General features: G+C 60.6%; 18 protein-coding genes and 1 pseudogene. 10 read left to right on the forward strand and 9 right to left on the reverse strand.

Going from position 1 to position 20,571, the window contains the following annotated elements:
• Positions 1-84: 84 nt before the first annotated feature.
• A complete protein-coding gene (locus CJU94_RS27910) occupies positions 85-1,725 on the forward strand; it encodes an AMP-binding protein (RefSeq protein WP_095422828.1) in 1,641 nt (546 codons plus the stop codon).
• 33 nt (positions 1,726-1,758) lie between these two features.
• Here CJU94_RS27910 and CJU94_RS27915 read toward each other — a convergent pair whose 3' ends face one another.
• Positions 1,759-2,613 (reverse strand): LysR family transcriptional regulator, encoded by an 855-nt coding sequence (locus CJU94_RS27915; RefSeq protein WP_208645374.1) that lies wholly within the window; start codon positions 2,611-2,613, stop codon positions 1,759-1,761.
• 111 nt (positions 2,614-2,724) lie between these two features.
• Between CJU94_RS27915 and CJU94_RS27920 the strand changes: the two genes are divergently transcribed.
• The 4 genes from CJU94_RS27920 to CJU94_RS27935 all read left to right on the forward strand — a co-directional run bounded on the left by CJU94_RS27920 (position 2,725) and on the right by CJU94_RS27935 (position 7,583).
• Positions 2,725-3,711, forward strand: coding sequence for a zinc-dependent alcohol dehydrogenase family protein (locus tag CJU94_RS27920; protein ID WP_095421847.1), 987 nt, complete (start codon positions 2,725-2,727; stop codon positions 3,709-3,711).
• A gap of 195 nt (positions 3,712-3,906) precedes the next feature.
• A complete protein-coding gene (locus CJU94_RS27925) occupies positions 3,907-5,130 on the forward strand; it encodes a dienelactone hydrolase family protein (protein WP_095421848.1) in 1,224 nt (407 codons plus the stop codon).
• 72 nt (positions 5,131-5,202) lie between these two features.
• Positions 5,203-5,880 (forward strand): glutathione S-transferase, encoded by a 678-nt coding sequence (locus CJU94_RS27930; protein ID WP_095421849.1) that lies wholly within the window; start codon positions 5,203-5,205, stop codon positions 5,878-5,880.
• A gap of 218 nt (positions 5,881-6,098) precedes the next feature.
• The gene (locus CJU94_RS27935) at positions 6,099-7,583 is read left to right on the forward strand and encodes a DHA2 family efflux MFS transporter permease subunit (protein ID WP_095421850.1); all 1,485 of its coding nucleotides are present in this window, start codon (positions 6,099-6,101) and stop codon (positions 7,581-7,583) included.
• Positions 7,584-7,636: 53 nt separating this feature from the next.
• On the opposite strand, the gene CJU94_RS27940 is transcribed toward CJU94_RS27935, so the two are convergent.
• Entirely contained in the window at positions 7,637-7,897 is a 261-nt protein-coding gene (locus CJU94_RS27940) for a hypothetical protein (protein WP_095421851.1), read from the reverse strand.
• A gap of 465 nt (positions 7,898-8,362) precedes the next feature.
• On the opposite strand from CJU94_RS27940, the gene CJU94_RS27945 reads away from it, so the two are divergent.
• Positions 8,363-9,196 (forward strand): AraC family transcriptional regulator, encoded by an 834-nt coding sequence (locus CJU94_RS27945; RefSeq protein WP_095421852.1) that lies wholly within the window; start codon positions 8,363-8,365, stop codon positions 9,194-9,196.
• A 157-nt stretch (positions 9,197-9,353) separates the two neighbouring features.
• The gene (locus CJU94_RS27950; RefSeq protein WP_244221000.1) at positions 9,354-10,352 is read left to right on the forward strand and encodes an alpha/beta hydrolase family protein; all 999 of its coding nucleotides are present in this window, start codon (positions 9,354-9,356) and stop codon (positions 10,350-10,352) included.
• A gap of 176 nt (positions 10,353-10,528) precedes the next feature.
• On the opposite strand, the gene ald is transcribed toward CJU94_RS27950, so the two are convergent.
• From ald to CJU94_RS27980, 5 genes and pseudogenes are all read right to left on the reverse strand, one after another.
• Positions 10,529-11,647 (reverse strand): alanine dehydrogenase, encoded by a 1,119-nt coding sequence (ald, locus tag CJU94_RS27955; protein ID WP_095421853.1) that lies wholly within the window; start codon positions 11,645-11,647, stop codon positions 10,529-10,531.
• Positions 11,648-12,202: 555 nt separating this feature from the next.
• A complete protein-coding gene (locus tag CJU94_RS27965) occupies positions 12,203-12,667 on the reverse strand; it encodes a hypothetical protein (protein ID WP_095421855.1) in 465 nt (154 codons plus the stop codon).
• Positions 12,668-12,712: 45 nt separating this feature from the next.
• Positions 12,713-13,537 (reverse strand): annotated as a pseudogene (locus tag CJU94_RS27970) (IS3 family transposase); the annotation flags it as partial.
• A gap of 47 nt (positions 13,538-13,584) precedes the next feature.
• Positions 13,585-14,853 (reverse strand): IS256 family transposase, encoded by a 1,269-nt coding sequence (locus CJU94_RS27975; protein WP_425272189.1) that lies wholly within the window; start codon positions 14,851-14,853, stop codon positions 13,585-13,587.
• A gap of 151 nt (positions 14,854-15,004) precedes the next feature.
• Complete coding sequence (locus tag CJU94_RS27980) at positions 15,005-16,132, reverse strand: aminotransferase class V-fold PLP-dependent enzyme (protein ID WP_095421856.1); 1,128 nt, start codon at positions 16,130-16,132, stop codon at positions 15,005-15,007.
• A gap of 231 nt (positions 16,133-16,363) precedes the next feature.
• On the opposite strand from CJU94_RS27980, the gene CJU94_RS27985 reads away from it, so the two are divergent.
• Positions 16,364-17,167, forward strand: a complete 804-nt coding sequence (locus CJU94_RS27985) for a hypothetical protein (RefSeq protein WP_095421857.1) — start codon at positions 16,364-16,366, stop codon at positions 17,165-17,167.
• Between the two features lie 268 nt (positions 17,168-17,435).
• Positions 17,436-17,738 (forward strand): hypothetical protein, encoded by a 303-nt coding sequence (locus tag CJU94_RS27990; RefSeq protein WP_095421858.1) that lies wholly within the window; start codon positions 17,436-17,438, stop codon positions 17,736-17,738.
• An 87-nt stretch (positions 17,739-17,825) separates the two neighbouring features.
• Here the strand turns inward: CJU94_RS27990 and CJU94_RS27995 are convergent, their stop codons facing one another.
• Entirely contained in the window at positions 17,826-18,542 is a 717-nt protein-coding gene (locus tag CJU94_RS27995; protein ID WP_095421859.1) for a transposase, read from the reverse strand.
• A gap of 158 nt (positions 18,543-18,700) precedes the next feature.
• Between CJU94_RS27995 and CJU94_RS28000 the strand changes: the two genes are divergently transcribed.
• Positions 18,701-19,969, forward strand: a complete 1,269-nt coding sequence (locus CJU94_RS28000; protein WP_425272189.1) for an IS256 family transposase — start codon at positions 18,701-18,703, stop codon at positions 19,967-19,969.
• 191 nt (positions 19,970-20,160) lie between these two features.
• Here CJU94_RS28000 and CJU94_RS28005 read toward each other — a convergent pair whose 3' ends face one another.
• Positions 20,161-20,475 (reverse strand): helicase, encoded by a 315-nt coding sequence (locus CJU94_RS28005; RefSeq protein ID WP_095421860.1) that lies wholly within the window; start codon positions 20,473-20,475, stop codon positions 20,161-20,163.
• Between the last annotated feature and the right edge of the window lie 96 nt (positions 20,476-20,571).

Here is a 20,571-nt window from a genome sequence, read left to right on the forward strand (position 1 = left end):
AGCACGCGACACGAAACCACGAAACCACGAAGCCGCCAAGCCAACCGAAGCGCATCTAGCCGGCTCAACGCCCGGGAGACCATGATGGAACCGTCAGCACACGTCGATACCTTCGCGCGCGACAATCTTCCGCCGCAGGATCAGTGGCCCGTCTTTCTGCTCGACAACCCCGACGTTGCCTATCCGGCGCGCCTGAACTGCGCGACGGAGTTGCTCGACCGGACCATCGAAGCGGGCCACCGCGATCGTCCCGCGATCTGGTCCGATGTGGACGGCACGCCGCGCGCCACGACTTACGGTGAACTGCTCGCGCTCGTGAATCGCAGCGCGCACGTGCTGGTCGACGAAATGGGATTGCGGCCGGGCAACCGCGTTCTACTGCGCGGCCCGAACACGCTGCATATGGCGGTGACCGCGCTCGCGGCGCTCAAGGCAGGCCTCGTCGTGGTGCCGACCATGCCTCTGCTGCGAGCCAAGGAACTGAAGCAGATCATCGACAAGGCGCAGGTCGGCGCGGCATTGTGCGACGCCCGCTTGACCGCCGAACTGGCGCGCTGCACCGACCCGCAAGACGAGTTTTTCTGCGCGGGCCTGAAGCAAACGCGCCTGTTCCACGACGACGCCGCCGATTCGCTCGACACGCTCGCGATCAACAAGTCCGACCAATTCACCGCCTGCGACACCGCCGCCGACGACGTCTGCCTGATCGCTTTCACCAGCGGCACGACCGGCGCGCCGAAAGGCTGCATGCACTTTCATCGCGATGTCGTGGCCATGTGCGATCTGTTCCCGCGCCATGTGCTCAAGCCCACCTCGAGCGATATCTTTTGCGGCACGCCGCCGCTCGCGTTCACGTTCGGCCTCGGCGGCCTGCTGTGCTTTCCGCTGCGGGTGGGTGCCTCCACGGTACTGATCGAGAAGCTCACGCCCGAGACGTTGTTGCAGACCGTCGAGCGTTTTCACGCGACCGTCATGTTCACCGCGCCAACCTTCTACCGGCAAATGGCGCCGCTGGTTGCGCACCACGACGTTTCGACCTTGAAGAAAACCGTCTCCGCGGGGGAGTCATTGCCGGATTCGACAAGGCGCCTCTGGCACGACGCGACTGGGATCGACATGATCGACGGCATCGGCGGCACCGAGCTGATCCACATTTTCATCTCGGCGCAAGGCGATGAGATTCGCCCGCATGCTATCGGCCGCGCGGTGCCGGGTTACGTCGTGCAGGCCGTGGACGACGACATGCAACCGGTCGCGCCCGGCACCATCGGCAAACTCGCGGTGCGTGGCCCGACCGGTTGCCGTTATCTTGCCGACGAACGGCAAAAGAAGTTCGTGCGCGACGGCTGGAATCTGCCCGGCGATTCCGTCTATCTCGACGAAGACGGCTACGTGTTCTATCAGGCGCGCGCCGACGACATGATCGTCTCCGCCGGCTACAACATCTCCGGCCCCGAAGTGGAGAGCGTCCTGCTGCAACACGATGCGGTGTCCGAATGCGGTGTGATCGGCGTGCCCGACGAAACCCGCGGGCAGATCGTCAAGGCGTTCGTCGTGGTCAATCCCGGCTATGTCGCGGACGACAAACTGGTGGCGCAATTGCAGGATTTCGTGAAAAACAGCGTGGCGCCATATAAGTATCCGCGCGAGATCGTCTTCATCGATGCCCTGCCGCGCACCGAAACCGGCAAGCTCAAACGCTTCGAGTTGCGCACGATGGCCTAGCCCGCATTGCCCGAGCAGCCAGTTGGCATGGGATCAGACGTTCGATATCCGGTCGATTGCGAGGTCGAGAAACGCCCGCAATCTGCCCAACCTGCGCAGGTCGCGATGGTAGCCGAACCAGACATCTCGTCCTGGCGGTGCTTCCCCAAGGTCGATGCGTTCAATCCCCGCGGTGTTGTCGCCCAACGGGCAAGGCAGCACGGCCAGCCCGCCTCGTTCGGCGCACATGCGCGCCTGCGCCTCGCGGTTGTTGCTGCCGAATGCCACATGCGCGTTCGGCAAAATTTGACGCAGCCATTTCACGTCGGGCAGCGTTTCGAAGGCGCTGTCCATGGTTAGCAGCGCGTATCCCGCGCCGTCGCCGCGCTGCGGGGGAACGAGGTTCGACGGGCCGTACAGCGCGTAATCCATTTTGATGAACTTTCGCTGGATGACGTCGGCCTCATCGAAAGGCGTGATGCGGAACAGCAGATCGGCGTCGCGGCGCGCCAGATTGAGGCGCCGCGAATCGGTCACGAGTTCGATCGACACCAACGGGTTCGCACGAAGAAACTCCGCCACGACCGGCGTCAACACATGCACCCCGAACCAGTCCGAAGACGAGATCCGCAACAGGCCGGTGAGCTGTTGCTGTTTTCCCGCCAGCGCGCGCTCGAACGCGTGCGCCTCGTCCTCCATCCGCTCGGCAGCCGCGAGTACGGCGGCGCCCTCCTCCGTCAGCACGAAGCCGTCCGCGGTGCGCTGAAACAGCGTCTGCCCGACCGATGCCTCCAGCATCCGCAGCCTGCGACCGATAGTCGGCTGGGTCTGCCCAACCTGCTTTGCCGCGCGGCCTAAGGTCCCCTCGCGGGCAATCGCCAGAAAGATCCGAACGTCGTTCCACTCCATACCTGCCCATGCAATTTTGTTTAGTCAACGTGCAAAAACGTCAATTTACATACTTTCTCGCATGAACGACCATTAATCAAGCCGTTCCGACACACCACCGAGAGAAATGCCATGACGATGAAAGCGCTTGTCCTGAACCGTTACAACGGTCCCCTGGAACTCACCGCCGTCCCCATGCCGAAAGCCGAACGCGGCCAGGTGCTGGTGCGCGTCAAGGCTAGCGGACTCAATCCGCTCGACACCAAAATCCGCTCGGGCAATGCGGCGCATGCGAAGCACCCGTTGCCGCTGGTGCTTGGCATCGACATGGCCGGGACGATCGAAGCAGTCGGCGAAGGCGTAACCGGGTTCAGCGTGGGCGACGACGTTTACGGTATGACGGGCGGTGTGGGCGGCCTGCAAGGCTCGCTCGCCCAGTTTCAGGCCGTGGACGCGCGATTGCTCGCTCATAAGCCGTCGAATCTCTCGATGAAAGAGGCGGCAGCGATTCCGTTGAGCTTCATCACATCTTATGAAGGCATCGCGGACCGGGCGAAGTTGAAGGCGGGTCAAACGGTACTCGTGCAGGGCGGAGCCGGCGGCGTCGGACATGTTTCCGTTCAGTTGGCCATTGCGATGGGCGCACGGGTGTTTGCAACGGTCAGCGAAAGGGACTCGGACCTGATCAAGGCGTATGGCGCCACACCCATCGACTATCGTGCGAATTCGGTCGACAAGTATGTCGAGGCGCTTACCCAGGGCGAAGGGTTCGATCTCGTCGCGGATACAGTGGGCGGTGCCTCGCTGGATGCATCGTTCAAGGCGGTTAAACAGTTCGGCCACGTTGTCAGCGCATTGGGCTGGGGAACGCATGCGCTGGCGCCGCTGTCGTTCCGCGAAGCCACGTATTCGGGCGTGTTCACGCTGTCTGCGCTGCTCACCGGGAAACATCGCGAGCACCACGGCGAGATGCTGCGGATTGCGACGCAACTCATCGAGGAAGGCAAGCTGATGCCGAAACTGGACCCGCGTAGCTTCGACCTCGGCAACGCGGAGCTCGGCTACAAGGCAATCGTCGATGCGACCAACACCGGAAAGATCGTCGTCGACGTGGAGTGAGACTTGGGTGGACATCGGGCGAAGACGAAACGGGTCGCGCAGGCGCGGGATTTCGTGAAAAATAGCGTGGCGTCGCACAGATAGCCACGCGCCATCGTTTTCGTCGATGCCCTGCCGCGCAGCGAGGCCGGCAGTGCAAACGCTGCGCGTTGCGAACGATGACATCGCCCCCATTTCTTGTCGGAGACATACCGCATGGCCGCCTCTTTTATCGAAGTCGTCGCCCAGGATGGCGGCCGGTTCAACGCCTACGTCGCGCGTCCGGCGCAAGGGTCGGGTCCGGGACTCGTGCTGCTGCAGGAAATTTTCGGTATCAACGACAGCATGAAGGCGACGGCCGACCGCTTCGCCGAAGAAGGTTACGTGGTGCTAGTGCCGGATCTGTTCTGGCGCATCAAACCGGGCATCGCGCTCGGTTATGGCGAAGCCGACATGAAACAGGCACTCGACTATCTCGGCCAGTTCGACACAGACCTTGCCATCGACGATATCGCCGCCACGATCGCGGCGTTGCGCGCCCTGCCCGAACAGGCGGGCAAAGTCGGCACGGTGGGTTACTGCCTTGGCGGCAAGCTCGCGTTCCTGAGCGCCGCGCGCACCGATGTCGACTGCGCGGTCAGCTACTACGGTGTGGGCCTCGAGGCGTACCTGGACGAAGTGCCGGCGATTCGCTGCCCGATGGTGTTTCACTTCCCCGAAAACGACTCGCACTGCCCGCCGCCAACCCGCGAGCGGATCAGCGCCGCGTTGCGCACGCGGCCGCAAATCGAGCAATACGTGTACCCGGGTTGCGATCACGCATTCGCCGCGCCGGCGCGCGCACAATACGACAAACCCGCCGCGATGATGGCGTACTCGCGCACGCTCGCGCTGCTGCGCAAGGTGCTCGGTCCGGTCTACGATCTCAACGCGCTGTGGGAAGCTCACTGCTACCACGAGTTCGCCACGCGCGACGTGGATGCGGTCATGCCGACCATGGTCGCGCAGCCCTACGTCAATCACGTTCCGACCATGACGGGTGGAGTCGGCCACGACAATCTGAAGCGCTTCTATACGCATCACTTCGTCAACTCGAATCCCGTCGATACGAAGCTGATTCCGATTTCGCGGACCATCGGTGCGGATCGCATCGTCGACGAATTTATTTTTAGCTGCACGCATAGCTGCGAAATCGACTGGCTGCTGCCCGGCGTCGCGCCGACCGGTAAGTATTTCGAGGTGCCGATGCTGGCAGTCGTGTGCTTTCGCGGCGACAAGCTCTATAACGAGCACATCTATTGGGATCAGGCTTCCGTACTCGTGCAGGTCGGCTTGCTGAACCCCGAGGGACTGCCCGTCGCCGGGATCGAAAGCGCGCGCAAGCTGCTCGACGAAACGCTGCCCTCGAATCAGTTGATGGGCAGCAAGTCACGCGTGTGAGCGACGACTAGAGGCCCGCCTCTGCACAACGTCCTTATGATGTGACACTTCATTGGCCAAGATCCCTAACCCATGCTGACCGTTCATCATCTGAACAACTCCCGCTCGCAACGCGTCTTGTGGCTGCTCGAAGAACTTGGCGTTCCCTATGAGATCAAGCGTTACGAGCGCGATCCGAAAACGATGCTCGCGCCGCCCGAGTTGCGCGCGGTGCATCCGCTCGGCAAGTCGCCCGTCATTACCGACGATGGGCAGACAATCGCCGAATCGGGCGCGATCATCGAGTACCTGATCGGCAAATACGGGCAGGGACGCTTTGCGCCGGCGCCGGGCACGCCAGAGCGGCTGCGCTACACCTACTGGCTGCACTACGCGGAAGGTTCGGCGATGCCGCCCTTGCTGCTCAAGCTCGTGGCGCTGCGTATTGCCAGCGCGCCGATGCCGTTCTTCGCGAAGCCGATTGCCCGCAAGATCGCCGCCACGCTGCAATCGAGTTTCATCGATCCGCAGTTGAAACTGCACCTTGGCTATATCAATCAGGAATTGGGCAAAACCGGCTGGTTCGTCGGCAACGATTTCACCGCGGCGGACGTGCAGATGAGTTTCCCGCTCGAAGCCGCCACGGCCCGCGGCGGCATGGAAGGACAGATTCCGGCGGTGGTCGATTTTCTCAAGCGCATTCATGCAAGACCGGCTTATCAGCGGGCGCTGGAGTGTGGCGGGAAGTACGAACTGCTCGGCGGCGATTGAGATCGGCGCGGCCCTGGAACTCGTAGTTGTTGGCCCAAAGTCGCGGATGCTAGACTGAAAAGTCTCATTGTCGTCAACGCTGTGTTGTCAACGGGTCGTCAACGAGTCGCCAACTGGTTGGTCGGCATTGCGCCGGGTTGTGTTTCTTTTGGCGCGTTGCCGACTTCAGCAGCGGCGCGTCCGGCATCCGGTCCACCAGCGCCAAAGGAGCCGCCTGCATGACCCATTCCATCCACGGCAACAAACGCTGGCTCGCACTGGTCGTGCTGTGCCTGGGCGTGCTCATGATCGTGCTCGATACCACGATCGTGAACGTTGCGCTGCCGTCCATCGCGGCGGATCTCGGCTTTACCGAGACTTCCCTCGTGTGGGTAGTCAATGCGTACATGCTGACGTTTGGCGGCTGTCTGCTGCTGGGTGGACGGCTCGGTGATCTGTATGGGCATCGCAAGCTGTTTCTTATCGGCATTACTTTGTTTACGCTCGCGTCGCTTGCTTGCGGGATTTCGAACTCGCAGGCGCTGCTGGTGTGTGCGCGTGCGGTTCAAGGCGTGGCGGGCGCCATCGTCTCGGCGGTTTCGCTGTCGCTCATCATGAATCTGTTCACCGAACCCGGCGAGCGCGCGAAAGCGATGGGCGTGTACGGGTTTGTGTGCGCGGGCGGCGGCAGCATCGGCGTGTTGCTCGGTGGGCTGCTGACCAATCTGCTGAACTGGCATTGGATCTTTCTCGTCAATCTGCCCATTGGTATTGCCGTGTACGCGCTCTGTGTCGCGCTGTTGCCTTCCGCGCGCGGTCATGCGCATGGCGAGCGACTCGATGTGGCCGGCGCAGTCTCCGTCACCGTTTCGCTGATGCTGGCTGTGTACGCCGTGGTGAATGGGAATGAAGCCGGATGGACTTCGGCGCAGACGCTCGGTTTGCTGTTTGCGGCGCTGGCTCTGCTGGCCGTGTTCCTGGTGATTGAATCGCGCGTGCAGCATCCGTTGATGCCGCTTGGCCTGTTCCGCCTGCGTAATGTCGCGACGGCAAATGTGGTCGGGGTGCTGTGGGCGGCGGCGATGTTCGCCTGGTTCTTTATCTCTGCGCTCTATCTGCAGCGTGTGCTCGGCTATCGCCCGTTGCAGGTCGGGCTTGCGTTTCTGCCGGCTAATCTGATTATGGGCTTCTTTTCGCTCGGGTTGTCGGCGCGGGTGGTGATGCGGTTTGGACTGCGTATTCCACTGGCCGCGGGACTGCTGGTCGCGGCTTGCGGTCTTGCGTTGTTCGCTCGCGCGCCGGTTGGCGGCAGTTTTGTGCTCGATGTCATGCCGGGGATGATTCTGCTGGGCTTCGGCGCAGGTATTGCGTTTAACCCGATGCTCCTCGCGGCTATGAGCGATGTCGATCCGAGTGATTCAGGGCTCGCGTCGGGGATCGTCAATACGTCGTTCATGATGGGTGGGGCGCTCGGGCTTGCGGTGCTGGCGAGTCTTGCCGCGGCGCGGAGTGAGGCAGTGCAGGCGTCGTCTGCGGATGCCGTGGCCGCGCTGAATAGCGGGTATCACGTCGCGTTTTTGTTTGGGGCGATTTTTGCGGCGGTGGCGGGGATTTTGGGCGGGGTGTTGTTGCGGACGGGGCACGCAGGAGGAACTGGGGTTCAGGAAGGTGGCCGCAGTCAGCAAGTGTCGCCCACAGATAAGACTGCAACAGAAAGTTATTGAGCGGCCAGCTATGACACACTTAGCCTGGTCCCCTCGCCGAACGGCCTCGACGTCTAGTCGATCGGATCATACGTCATGCTCATGTATTGCTTGATGTCCGGCTGGCCTAGTGCAATCAAGCTGAACATGGCTGCTCCAAGCCGTCGCGCGAACGCGTCGTCAAGCTTGAAATCGAACTCATCCAGCGTTATCGGCATTTCGAGTTTTCCGGCGACGATTGTAGTCAGCCTGGCCGGGTCAACTGCCTGCACGATCAACTGTTGGCGATCTTCTGCATAGGTCACAATTATCGAGTAGGGCATATGCTTGACCATCAGTATCCTCTGCACTGGTTGTAATTTCCGAATGCATTCTGCTTGCACTGGGCGACGCCACGCGCCCCGAGCGCACCTTCTGCGCCGCCGTGACTTCCAGGGAAATACAAATGTGTGGAAATCCGATAATTCTTAAATAGTTGTGACGTCGTTTTGTTCCTACAAACACACCGTCAATGGAGAAGCAATCCGTAGGAAAACACTCGCCTTTTCACCAGACATGGCTGAATCACGGCGATGACTATGGGAATGGCAGAACGCCCGGAATCCGCGACAACGCATCCTCAAAGAGAGACGACTCGCGTGTCGTTTATGATGAGCAGGTACGTTGACGTCTCGCGATGCAGACGAGTTTCGCAGCGACGGCAGTCATTCGTCATGCTTGGCATCTGAAAACCGCAATCCCGATCAAACACGGCTGCCCGCGTCCCGCTATGCTGGTTCCATGCTGACATGAGAGTCCACATGAACCCCGTTGGAAAAGCGCTCTGGTTTATCGAAAGCCACTTCGCCCGCGAATTGACGCTCGACGAGATCGCCAACTGCGGATGCGTGTCGCGCTTTCATCTGGCGAGGGCTTTCGAAGCGGCCACGGGGTTTTCGGTGATGCGCTATGTGCGCGGGCGTCGCTTGAGCGAAGCGGCGCGTCGGCTGGCAGGCGGCGCGCCGGATATCCTCGCGGTCGCCATCGACGCCGGTTACGGTTCTCACGAGGCATTCACGCGTGCATTTCGCGAGCAATTCGGGCTCACGCCCGACGCGCTGCGCGCGCGTGGTCATCTCGACAATCTCGCCCTCGTGGAGCCGATCAAAATGGACGAAACCCTGCTTACCCATCTCGAACCGCCGCGCTTTGAAGACGGCAAAGCGTTTCTCGTCGCGGGTCTGAGCGAGCGCTACACCAGCGAAACCTGTGCCGCGATTCCGTCGCAGTGGCAGCGGTTTGGTCACTACTTCGGCAAGGTGCCGGGGCAGATCGGCAATGTGGCGTATGGCGTTTGCTATAACGCGGACGACAGTGGCAATATCGATTATCTGTGCGGTGTTGAAGTGAGCGACTTCTCGGCATTGCCGGCTGAGCTGAGCCGTTTGCGCATTTCGCCGCAGCGGTATGCAGTGTTCAGCCATCGCGAGCATGTTTCGACTATCCGGCGCACGTGGAATACGATCTGGAATCAGTGGCTGCCGGCATCGGGCCATATTCCTGCCGACGCGCCGAATTTTGAGCGCTACGACGAGAAGTTCGATCCCGTCAGTGGGATGGGCGGCCTTGAGATCTGGTTGCCATTGAAGAGCTGAGGCGCCGCACACTCGTCCCGGTGAAGCATGTGGCGGGTGCGTCGCCGGTAAGCCCGCGATCGGCTGACAGGATGGGCGCCGTGCAACCGATGTGCCCATCCATATGCCTGCTCGTTTCTCCGCGCCTACCGTGTCCAATTCGGTTTGAGTGACGACAATGATGCACGCCGCCGTGAGATTGCTGACCATTGTCACCCTGCTTCTGGGTCTGATGGCCCCGTCCGTCTTCGCGGCCAATGTCGGCTTTGAGGAGGTCAAGATACCGAATGGTGCTGAGGCGCCGCTCACTGCCGGCATCTGGTATCCGACTAATGCGCCGGCGACGCCACACGTCTTGGGCAATTTCACCCAGACTGTGGCAGCGGACGCACCCATCGCTGGCAATCGCCTGCCACTCGTGGTGATGTCGCACGGCGGCGGAAGCTGGTACGGCGGTCATGACGATACGGCTCTCGCGTTGGCTCACGCAGGCTTCGTCGTGGCAGCGCTCAGTCACGCCGGTGACACTTTCGACGATCAGAGCAGGGTGCTGCAACTGTGGCGCCGTCCTGCCCAGCTTCACGGGCTGGTTGATTACATGCTCGACAAGTGGCACGGGCACGCACAGTTGGATGCGGCGCGCGTCGGTGCGTTTGGCTTTTCCAACGGCGGCTTCACCGTGCTCGTGGCGCTAGGTGGTGTCCCGGATCTTTCGACAATCGCCCCGTTTTGCGAGGCTCATCCGGATCAGGATCTGTGTGAAGCCCTCGAGCACGCCGGCGTCGACCTCCATATCGGCGCGAATGTCCCCGCCGACGCCTGGGTCCACGATCCGCGCATCAGGGCCGCCGTTATCGTGGCGCCCGCGTTCGGGTTTGCGTTCAGCGGCGCGAGACTAAGCGGCGTTCGCGCCCCGGTCCAGCTCTGGAGCGCTGCCGACGATCGTCATCAGCCGCATCCCTACTATGACGAGGCCGTGCGCGACAACTTGCCCCACGCGCCCGACTTTCACGTTGTTGCCAACGCAGGCCACTACGACTTCCTGCCCCCCTGCGATGCGCGTCTTTCCCGGCCACGGCCGGAAATTTGCAGCAGCCTGCCGAGCTTCGACCGCGAGGCGTTTCATGAGCAATTCAACGCCGACGTGGTGCGGTTCTTTGAGGCAACGTTGCGATAGGAAACTTATCTTCTCGCCACGCTGGCCCGTACGCGGTGCCAAATCCCTCGCAACGCTTCCCATAAATCTCGCGAGTGTTTCACTGCGTTATCGCTAGAAAATCCCGAGAGGTCGCATGCTGTTGCGACCGCCCCGGAAACAGATTGCCCTCGGATTACGAACCAAGCGTTAGCTACTCAGGCGGCGAGCACGTCACTGATGTCCCAGCTATCTATCCCCAACGCGTCACCGACCGGTTTGCAGGTGAGCCGGCCTTCGTGAACATTCAGGCCGGGGCGCAGGTACACATCGTCAAGCAATGCCTGCTTCCAGCCTTTGTTCGCGATGTCGACCACGAACGGCAGCGTGGCGTTGTTCAGGGCGAATGTCGACGTTCTTGCCACCGCGCCCGGCATATTCGCCACGCAATAGTGCACTACGCCGTCGACGACGTATGTGGGCGCGTCGTGCGTTGTCGGCCGCGAGGTCTCGCAGCAGCCGCCTTGATCGATCGCGACGTCGACAATCACCGAACCCGGTTTCATGCGCGCCAACATTTCCCGCTTGATCAACTTCGGCGCCGCCGCGCCGGGCAGCAACACGCATCCGATCACGAGATCGGCCCTTTCAAGCAGCTCCTCGACCTGAGCCTGCACCGAGAAGACCGTCTGGATCGCGCTGCCGAACTGCACTGTCAGACGCTTCAGAACGTCGGCGGACCGGTCGACCACGGTCACCCTCGCGCCCATTCCGAGCGCAATCGTCGCCGCGTGAGTGCCGGACACGCCGCCCCCCAGAATCACCACCTCTGCCGGTGGCACGCCGGGCACACCGCCGAGCAGCACGCCGCGGCCACCCATCGATTTTTCGAGGCAACGCGCTCCCGCCTGTGGCGCGAGCCGCCCCGCCACCTCCGACATGGGTGTCAGCAAAGGCAAACCGCCTGAACGCGAGGTCACTGTTTCGTAGGCAATGCAGGTCGCGCCGCTCCTGATCAGATCGGCTGTCTGATCGGCGTCGGCCGCGAGGTGCAAGTACGTGAACAGGATCTGGCCGCGGGACAAACGCGCGCGCTCTATCGCCTGCGGTTCCTTGACCTTGACGATCAACTCCGCCTCCTTCCACAGAAGCTCAACCGAATCCTGGATGCTTGCACCCGCCCTGACGTAGTCGCTGTCAGCAATGCCTGATCCCTCGCCCGCACTTTTCTCGACGGCGACGCTATGGCCATGTCGAACCAACTCGGCGACCGACACCGGCGTCAGACCGACCCGGTACTCCTGCGTTTTGATTTCCTTTGGTACGGCGATTTTCATTTTATGTCTCCTCGGAGTGGATTCAGGCGCTCGCTTGTGGCAAGTGCGCTTGTGCTCGCGTCGATTGCGCCCGGTGTTGCGTCGACGGTGGCAGTCGCCTTCGCGTGGATCGGATAAAGCGAAGGCGTGGAGTCCAGAATATCGCTTTGAAGGAGGGCGCGTCTAATGACGTCGTTGTCAAGGAGCGGCGCAGCAATGGGTGGGATGGCCGGGAGCGACGGATTGAAGAAGACGAGGTCATTCCGATTGGCGATCAGGCCTGATGGCAGTCGGCATTCCCTTGCCGCGCTCATCGCCCATGATTGGGCTTCCGCCAGCGGATCGCGTAACGAGTCGCTCGAGAGACGGCCCACTTTCCGCGCGTTTCTGACGCGGAGCGGTGAATCGAGCCGGTTGAAATTCGCTACACCTGCTGCTTTGCACAATGGGTATGACGACAGGTTCAGTCGGCTGATTGGCCCGATCTTCTCCGCGCCCTGCTCCGGCGTCTTCCTTGGCGATTGCGATCAGGCCGGGGTATAGCCTTTTTTCAACCTGGCGCGATTTCTCGATCGCTCAGTGAGGTGCACCGGCAGGTTGCTGCGCCGCGCCGGCGTTTGACGTCGCTGGACCTTTTGATGAAGAGCTTTTGCGCTTTGGCTCGCTTGCGGCGGCTTCGGATGCTTTCGCTTTCCGCGATGCCTCGGCCAACAGGTTTGCTGCGTGGCGCGCCGTGATGCGGCTTTGGGAGACGCCCTTCGCATCGAGTGCGATTATCTGGAACAGTTCGCGGTCGTATTCGAGTTCCTGCTGATACTGTTCGGCCGTGTCCACCAGCAGTTCAAGGAGCGTTTGACGACGCCGCCGCTCATCGCTCGTGATGGCGGGATTCCTACATATCGAGGACGCAAGTATGATCAAGGTGTCCAGTTGGTCTACTTGCCGGTCGCATAAGTGGAATGCGGATAGGGCGAGTTTTTCGTACTGGAGTGCGTCGACGGGCGGACGTGATGATGCTTGATTTTTGATGGACTTGGTCATGGTGCGTGACCTTGCCCTCGTTTGACGAATCCCATCGCTGGGTGATTATGCGGCTTCGCCTCTCTGAGCTGCGAACCAGTTCTTTTCGAATGTCATGGGGCTGACGTAATCGAGCGTTGATTGTAACCGGCGCGCATTGTAAAAGCCCAGCCAGTCAATTACCTCATCCATTGCTGCTCGCCGAGTGGCGAAGTGTCGTCCGTGCATGCGTGCTACCTTCAGCGAACCCCATAGACTTTCCGTCGGCGAATTATCCCAACAATTTCCACGTCGGCTCATCGACGAACGCATACCGTAGGCCTCCAACGTGTCCTGAAACAGGCCGCTGCAATATTGGCTGCCCCTGTCGCTATGCACGATTAAGCCGGCGTCAGGGCGACGCCGGAACCACGCCATTCGCAATGCGTCCGTGACCAGGTCAGCTTTCATGTGCGGCTGCATCGACCAGCCCACCACCTGCCTGCTGAACAGGTCGATGATAACCGCGAGGTAGACCCAGCCTTCGGCTGTCGCCAGGTACGTGATGTCGGTCGTCCAGACCTGGTTCGGTGCGTTAGCGGTGAAGTTGCGCTCCAACGGATTCGGCGCCACCGGCAAATCGTGGTTAGAGTTTGTCGTCGCAATGTACTTGCGCTTGTGGCGAGCTCGAATGCCATGCTGCGCCATCAGTTTGCGAACCCGTTCTTTACCCACGCGCACGCCTTGTGTGAGCAACTCTTTCCACATGCGGGGCCAGCCGTATTCGCCTTTAACCTGCGCGTGAATTGCCTTGACTTGCGCGAGCAGTGCATCGTTGCTTACGCGGCTTCGGTGCGGCTTGTCGTGCGCGGTGCGTTGACGCCGCTGATGATATCCGCTGGGGCTGACTTCGGACCTGTCCGCATTTTCGTGGGCGAGGCGGTTAAAAACCCTCGTGCTCAACGGGCCTGCGTAAATCGTTCACCGAACAGAATAGCAAACTGGTTCATCGCGGATTTCCAATCAAAGGTGCTCCGCACCGATTTCGCCAACATGTTGCGTAGCGCGAGCCAGAGCAGCTTGACGGCCGCCTCGTCGTTCGGGAAATGGCCTCGCGTCTTGATGATCTTGCGCAGTTGCATGTTCAAACTCTCAATGGCGTTGGTGGTGTACACCACCCGTCGAATGTCCGGGGGGAACACGAAGAACGGTATGACGTGCTCCCAGGCACGCTGCCAGCATTGGACGATCATCGGGTATTTGGCGCCCCATGGCCCTTCGGCGAAGTCGCGTAACGCTTGCTCTGCGGCCTCTGCGCTGGCGGCAGCATAGATCGGTCTCAACGCTTGGGCGAGCGCTTTGCGGTCCTTGTAGTTGGCAAATTCCAGGCTATTGCGGATCAAATGCACGATGCAGGTCTGCACGGTGGCACGGGGGTAGACCGCAGCGATTGCCTCGGGCAAACCCTTCAGACCATCCACCACGGCGATCAGGATGTCCTGACAGCCGCGCGTCTTGAGTTCGTTGAACACCTTGAGCCAGAACTTCGCGCCTTCGGTCTGCTCGATCCAGAGCCCCAGCACGTCGCGCTGGCCGTCGGCCTGGATGCCCAGCGCCAGGTACACGGCCTTATTGCTGACCATGCCGCCGTCGCGAATCTTGACCCGCAGCGCGTCGAAGAACACCACCGGATACATCGTCTCGAGCGGACGACTTTGCCAGGCGAAGGCTTCGGCCATGACTTCGTCGGTCACCGAACTGATGAAATCGGGCGAGACCTCGGTTCCGTAGCTCTCGGCTAGAAAAGCGCGGATCTCACGCACACTCATGCCACGCGCGTACATCGCGATGATGCGCTCGTCGAAGCCGGTAAAACGGCGCTCGTGCTTGGGAATGAGGATCGGCTCGAAGCTGCCGTCCCGGTCGCGTGGGATCTCGACCCGAACCGGGCCGCGGTCGGTCATGACGGTTTTGCCACTGGCGCCGTTGCGTTCGTTGACCTGACCGAGCGGCTTGACCTGGCCGGACGGGTAACCCAGATGCAGATTCATCTCGGCGCCCATCGCCCGTTCGATGATGGCCTTGTTGAATGCCAGCATCAGGTCTTGAACGTCGCCGGGCGACATAGGCCCTTTGACCAGTTGATCCATCAACTCATCTGGCAGTTCAGGCAGCGGCCCGCGGGCCGCTGCCTGAGACGCTGCTGTCCGTTTCTTTTTCATCGGCATATCCATGACCTTGATCCCTCATGATATGCCCCGCCCACGAAATCGCGGATAGGTCCCTGACTTCCAGCACTTCGCCAGATTTCGGGCTCCTCCCCCCGAGCCTTTTACGATGACGAGCAGCGCGTACCCCCCGGCAAAAAGAAAACCCGCCCTAAAGAATGGCGTCCAGCCCCTTCTCGAGCCTCCCCACCGCCCCCTCAACATCATGCAGCTTATCCAACCCAAACAACCCAATCCGAAAGGTCTTAAAATCCTCCGGCTCATCACACTGAAGCGGAACCCCAGCCGCAATCTGCAACCCCGCATCGGCGAACTTCTTGCCGGATCGAATCCCATCATCGTCCGTATAACTAACAACAACACCCGGCGCCTCAAACCCTTTAGCCGCCACGCTTCTAAATCCCTTCTCCATAAGAAGTGACCGAACCCGCTTCCCAAGCTCAAGCTGCTCCGCTCTCACCTTATCGAAGCCGTAAGCCTCAGTCTCCTTCATAACGTCGCGCAACGTCGCGAGACCGTCCGTGGGCATCGTCGCGTGGTACGCGAAACCACCGTTCTCGTAAGCTTCCATGATCTGCAGCCATTTGCGAAGATCACAAGCGAAACTGGTGCTAGTCGTTCCATCGATTCTTTCACGTGCAAGCTCACCAAGCATAACCAGCCCGCAGCACGGCGACGCGCTCCATCCCTTTTGGGGCGCGCTGATCAGAACGTCGACGCCGCTCGCCTGCATGTCGACCCAAACCGTGCCGGAGGCAATGCAATCCAGTACAAACATACCGCCGACAGCATGCACAGCGTCGGCCACCGCGCGCAAATAAGGGTCCGGCAGCATGATCCCGGACGCGGTTTCGACATGCGGCGCAAAGACCAGATCCGGCTTGTGTTCCCTGATCGCCGCGACCACCTCTTCGATCGGCGCCGGTGTATAGGCAGCCTGCCTCCCTTCTTCGACTGGACGCGCCTTCAGTACGATCGATTCAGACGGAATGCCGCCCATGTCGAAAATCTGCGTCCAGCGATAACTGAACCAGCCATTCCGGATGACCAGACACTTCCTGTTCGTTGCGAACTGCCGCGCAACGGCTTCCATGCCGAACGTCCCGCTGCCCGGGACGACAACGGCCGACTTCGCGTTGTAGACCTTCTTCAGAGAATCGGAAATATCGCACATGACTCCTTGAAAGAGCTGCGACATATGATTGATTGATCGGTCGGTATAAACGACTGAATATTCGAGGAGCCCCTCGCGGTCGACATCGGGAAGTAAGCCTGGCACGTTTGTCTCCGGTTATGGACGAATATAAGTTTCAACAACAGATTCTAGCGAAAGCCACTTGTAGCGGCAGCAAAAGGCGTCTGATGTCGGCCCTTCGAGCCGGTCGCCACCAAGCCAGCGGGAACGCCGCCTCGCTTGACAGAAAGAGCCGAGCCATCGGTTTGAGCATTGCCATGCCTTCCACAGACCAAGCTCCAACTTGGAACTATACTGGGACACCTGGAGGATCCAATGGCCGATCACGAAAAACCGCATCCACTACGCCCGTTCCTGAAAAACTGGGTTTGGGAGCATGGACGAGTCGGCACTCGCTATCTGGACTGCGTGGATGGCGAAATCAAGTTCGACGAAGGCAAGAAATCCCACTTCGCAGCCGAGAAATACACCTACGTGCCCCTCGGTAAGGATGCTCAAGACGATGCATCCAAGGATAGTCCTGCAATCCAGGAAGCGGGACTCGCCAGATTTCTGCGAGCCGCGCAATTGGGAACACCTGCGGAAGCGGGTTCCGTAGCGGAAGTTCAACGCGCCGTGCAGGACTGCATCGAACTCGGCCTGTTCAGCGCATATCAACATGCGGCTCGAGAGGCATGGGCCCGCTACGCGCAAGAACCCATGTTCGAGGACGAGATCCGCGCGGCCGTTGTCGACGATATCCGGCGCATCTACGCGGGCATGCCGGAGCAACTGGCGCTGTACGATTTCAGCGTGCTTTACGGCTTGCCCACACCGCTGCTTTTCAGCGAGTCGCCCTTCATCGACTGGCGCGTGCGCATCAGTCCTGCGCTCCCGTTTGTATCGCTTCCGCTGGGACCCTACTGCCTGCTCGTGGGCGCGCCGTCGGGCAGACAGAGCCGCGTCGGCTCGGTGGTCTGGAAGGCCGCCTCCGCGATGGGCCCGTTGAAGGACCACAACCGCCAGATCGCGGAGCACGCACGTCTGTGGCTGGTGGCGACAACCGATGATCAACTCGTCTCTGCACAAAGCCGCATTGCTGCGGGCACGGGCTCCAAGCAGGAGGAGGCGAAGCGTTAAGCGCTTCGCAAAGCAAACATCGGCGGCGAGTGAGTACTGGTCGTGAATATCGCGGTATCGCTGGCGTCTATGCGCGCCGGCGTCATGGTGGTGTGATGGCGAACGCAAGCTGCTGCGCGCGTGACGATAGGATCTAAGGGTTTGTACCAACTTCTACAACATTGTTTTGTTTTGCAGATACTTAATTGCGAGCGGACCCCAGCCTAGACTGCAATCACTGAAACGCAAACGGGCGTTTGCGGACAAACGAAGTCTAGAGGCAAGCATCATGAAACTCGTTCAATCGCTCATCGTCGCAACTGCTCTTGCAATTCCCGCTGTGTCAGCTTTTGCTCAATCGAACGAAGGAGTTGCTCCGACCAACGTTCAGGCCGCACAAACCAGCCTGAATACAGGAAGTGGCGCTGCAACCGATCGTGGCGGCGTCGCTGACGGTACTTCAGCGTCAGGCAGCCACCATCAACTGCGTTCGTTGGGCACCGCTGTCTCCCGCTTGGAACACAAAATTCAAGGTTCTATTCGCCCGGACCCGAATGATGGAATGAAGCCCGTATTCTTCGGCGGCGCGTAACCTGACCGGATCGATCGGCAGCAACGTGTTCATCCAAGCCCGACGATCATCATCGCGAGTCGAGTTTCGTTGCTTGCCTTTCTTCAACTAGCCCACGTGTGCGACAACACGTGGCGAGCGAACCCTGGATGGCCGCTCGCGCAGCAGCAGGGGCATCAACCGCCGGCTGGCTGTCTGCGCGGCCCACTCGCAATACGCGGCGCTGCCGAGCACCCAGCCCTCGAGCGTCGACTGCATCAGATCATTGACCTCGCGTTCGTCAAGCGGCTGCGCGCTCAAATCCCGATACGCCTGGTGACGCTCGCACGGTGTACTTCCGAGCGCCCGGTAGAGTGAATGGTCCTTGATGAAGCTGTCGACACGCAGCCCGATGTGGTGCGTGTAACTCGACCACCGGTAGTTTCCCGGCTCGGCTACAAGGCGGTTGCGCACGGGCGCATGATCGATGACCTGGCTCGCGAGCAGGAAATAGCGGTCGGGCTCGATCACTGTTGCCCGGTACTCGCCACGCCACACCGTACCGCGGCGTCCATGGCGGCGGTTGAATGTCTCGACATAGCGACGGCCGACCGCCTGCATCGCCATGGCCACGCTGGACTCGTATGAAGGCGTCACGAGGAACTGCACCGCGTCGGGCATGAGTACCCAGGTGTGGACTGCCAGATCGGCGACGCGCGCTGCGTCTGCCAGACAGGCGAGGAAATACAGATAGTCTCCCTCGTCGAGGAAAGCGGGCCCTGTGAGCCCCTGCAAGATAACGTGCTGCGGTTGGTCTGGGACGTAGTGCCGTGCGAGCCGTGTCATGCTGAAGTAACCGGAAATCCGATGTGAGAAAACGATCCGACAGGTCTCGCGCCGTGACGGCGTATAACCTGCGTATTGGAAGGAATTCTATCGGTCATGCGTGGACCTATCCGCGATTTCGTGGGCGGGGCATATCATGAGGGATCAAGGTCATGGATATGCCGATGAAAAAGAAACGGACAGCAGCGTCTCAGGCAGCGGCCCGCGGGCCGCTGCCTGAACTGCCAGATGAGTTGATGGATCAACTGGTCAAAGGGCCTATGTCGCCCGGCGACGTTCAAGACCTGATGCTGGCATTCAACAAGGCCATCATCGAACGGGCGATGGGCGCCGAGATGAATCTGCATCTGGGTTACCCGTCCGGCCAGGTCAAGCCGCTCGGTCAGGTCAACGAACGCAACGGCGCCAGTGGCAAAACCGTCATGACCGACCGCGGCCCGGTTCGGGTCGAGATCCCACGCGACCGGGACGGCAGCTTCGAGCCGATCCTCATTCCCAAGCACGAGCGCCGTTTTACCGGCTTCGACGAGCGCATCATCGCGATGTACGCGCGTGGCATGAGTGTGCGTGAGATCCGCGCTTTTCTAGCCGAGAGCTACGGAACCGAGGTCTCGCCCGATTTCATCAGTTCGGTGACCGACGAAGTCATGGCCGAAGCCTTCGCCTGGCAAAGTCGTCCGCTCGAGACGATGTATCCGGTGGTGTTCTTCGACGCGCTGCGGGTCAAGATTCGCGACGGCGGCATGGTCAGCAATAAGGCCGTGTACCTGGCGCTGGGCATCCAGGCCGACGGCCAGCGCGACGTGCTGGGGCTCTGGATCGAGCAGACCGAAGGCGCGAAGTTCTGGCTCAAGGTGTTCAACGAACTCAAGACGCGCGGCTGTCAGGACATCCTGATCGCCGTGGTGGATGGTCTGAAGGGTTTGCCCGAGGCAATCGCTGCGGTCTACCCCCGTGCCACCGTGCAGACCTGCATCGTGCATTTGATCCGCAATAGCCTGGAATTTGCCAACTACAAGGACCGCAAAGCGCTCGCCCAAGCGTTGAGACCGATCTATGCTGCCGCCAGCGCAGAGGCCGCAGAGCAAGCGTTACGCGACTTCGCCGAAGGGCCATGGGGCGCCAAATACCCGATGATCGTCCAATGCTGGCAGCGTGCCTGGGAGCACGTCATACCGTTCTTCGTGTTCCCCCCGGACATTCGACGGGTGGTGTACACCACCAACGCCATTGAGAGTTTGAACATGCAACTGCGCAAGATCATCAAGACGCGAGGCCATTTCCCGAACGACGAGGCGGCCGTCAAGCTGCTCTGGCTCGCGCTACGCAACATGTTGGCGAAATCGGTGCGGAGCACCTTTGATTGGAAATCCGCGATGAACCAGTTTGCTATTCTGTTCGGTGAACGATTTACGCAGGCCCGTTGAGCACGAGGGTTTTTAACCGCCTCGCCCACGAAAATGCGGACAGGTCCTCATGCGTCGGCGTCTGCGTCACGAACAGGCCTTTTTTGTGGCCTCTTTTCGCTGATTTGCCAATCGCAACCCATTTTCACCACATGGCGCCGCCGGCCGCGGCGTTTGCTCCTCCGGTTAGGGCTGCTTCGATCGCCCCTTCTTCACGCCTCTTTCAACCAGGGCATTTCCACAGGCGACACCACCAGCTGTCGACCCTCGCGCTTCAGTTCGAAGATGAACCCCACCAGAATCATGGAATCGGCATAAGGGATCGGAAACACGTGCGGATTTTCCGCGGCGCGCAGCGGCCGGGCCGGCGTGTCCGCCGTCGCCGCAGCGTTCTCGCGGACGCTCTCCAGTTCGTCAGCCATGGCCTGACCACTCACTTTCACGACACGGCTACGCAGGTCGCTGAAGGGTTCGATACGCGCCCCATCTTCGTTGTATTCGGGCACTTCATAGATGAACCAAGACATGTGCAGCTCCCAAGGAAAGGGCAGCCATTCTAACAGCGGCGTAATCGGTCACGGATTCGACCGGTCGATGCAATAGCATGATCGAATCGCGCGGCC

Origin of the sequence: Paraburkholderia aromaticivorans, from assembly GCF_002278075.1 — a bacterium.
Lineage (GTDB): Bacteria > Pseudomonadota > Gammaproteobacteria > Burkholderiales > Burkholderiaceae > Paraburkholderia > Paraburkholderia aromaticivorans.

What these genes read in the sequence shown, in the direction of transcription:
- CJU94_RS27910 (WP_095422828.1), top strand. Translation starts at nt 85, where the DNA reads ATGGAACCGTCAGCACACGTCGATACCTTCGCGCGCGACAATCTTCCG.
- CJU94_RS27915 (WP_208645374.1), bottom strand. Translation starts at nt 2,613, where the DNA reads ATGGAGTGGAACGACGTTCGGATCTTTCTGGCGATTGCCCGCGAGGGG.
- CJU94_RS27920 (WP_095421847.1), top strand. Translation starts at nt 2,725, where the DNA reads ATGACGATGAAAGCGCTTGTCCTGAACCGTTACAACGGTCCCCTGGAA.
- CJU94_RS27925 (WP_095421848.1), top strand. Translation starts at nt 3,907, where the DNA reads ATGGCCGCCTCTTTTATCGAAGTCGTCGCCCAGGATGGCGGCCGGTTC.
- CJU94_RS27930 (WP_095421849.1), top strand. Translation starts at nt 5,203, where the DNA reads ATGCTGACCGTTCATCATCTGAACAACTCCCGCTCGCAACGCGTCTTG.
- CJU94_RS27935 (WP_095421850.1), top strand. Translation starts at nt 6,099, where the DNA reads ATGACCCATTCCATCCACGGCAACAAACGCTGGCTCGCACTGGTCGTG.
- CJU94_RS27940 (WP_095421851.1), bottom strand. Translation starts at nt 7,897, where the DNA reads ATGGTCAAGCATATGCCCTACTCGATAATTGTGACCTATGCAGAAGAT.
- CJU94_RS27945 (WP_095421852.1), top strand. Translation starts at nt 8,363, where the DNA reads ATGAACCCCGTTGGAAAAGCGCTCTGGTTTATCGAAAGCCACTTCGCC.
- CJU94_RS27950 (WP_244221000.1), top strand. Translation starts at nt 9,354, where the DNA reads ATGATGCACGCCGCCGTGAGATTGCTGACCATTGTCACCCTGCTTCTG.
- ald (WP_095421853.1), bottom strand. Translation starts at nt 11,647, where the DNA reads ATGAAAATCGCCGTACCAAAGGAAATCAAAACGCAGGAGTACCGGGTC.
- CJU94_RS27965 (WP_095421855.1), bottom strand. Translation starts at nt 12,667, where the DNA reads ATGACCAAGTCCATCAAAAATCAAGCATCATCACGTCCGCCCGTCGAC.
- CJU94_RS27975 (WP_425272189.1), bottom strand. Translation starts at nt 14,853, where the DNA reads ATGCCGATGAAAAAGAAACGGACAGCAGCGTCTCAGGCAGCGGCCCGC.
- CJU94_RS27985 (WP_095421857.1), top strand. Translation starts at nt 16,364, where the DNA reads ATGGCCGATCACGAAAAACCGCATCCACTACGCCCGTTCCTGAAAAAC.
- CJU94_RS27990 (WP_095421858.1), top strand. Translation starts at nt 17,436, where the DNA reads ATGAAACTCGTTCAATCGCTCATCGTCGCAACTGCTCTTGCAATTCCC.
- CJU94_RS27995 (WP_095421859.1), bottom strand. Translation starts at nt 18,542, where the DNA reads ATGACACGGCTCGCACGGCACTACGTCCCAGACCAACCGCAGCACGTT.
- CJU94_RS28000 (WP_425272189.1), top strand. Translation starts at nt 18,701, where the DNA reads ATGCCGATGAAAAAGAAACGGACAGCAGCGTCTCAGGCAGCGGCCCGC.
- CJU94_RS28005 (WP_095421860.1), bottom strand. Translation starts at nt 20,475, where the DNA reads ATGTCTTGGTTCATCTATGAAGTGCCCGAATACAACGAAGATGGGGCG.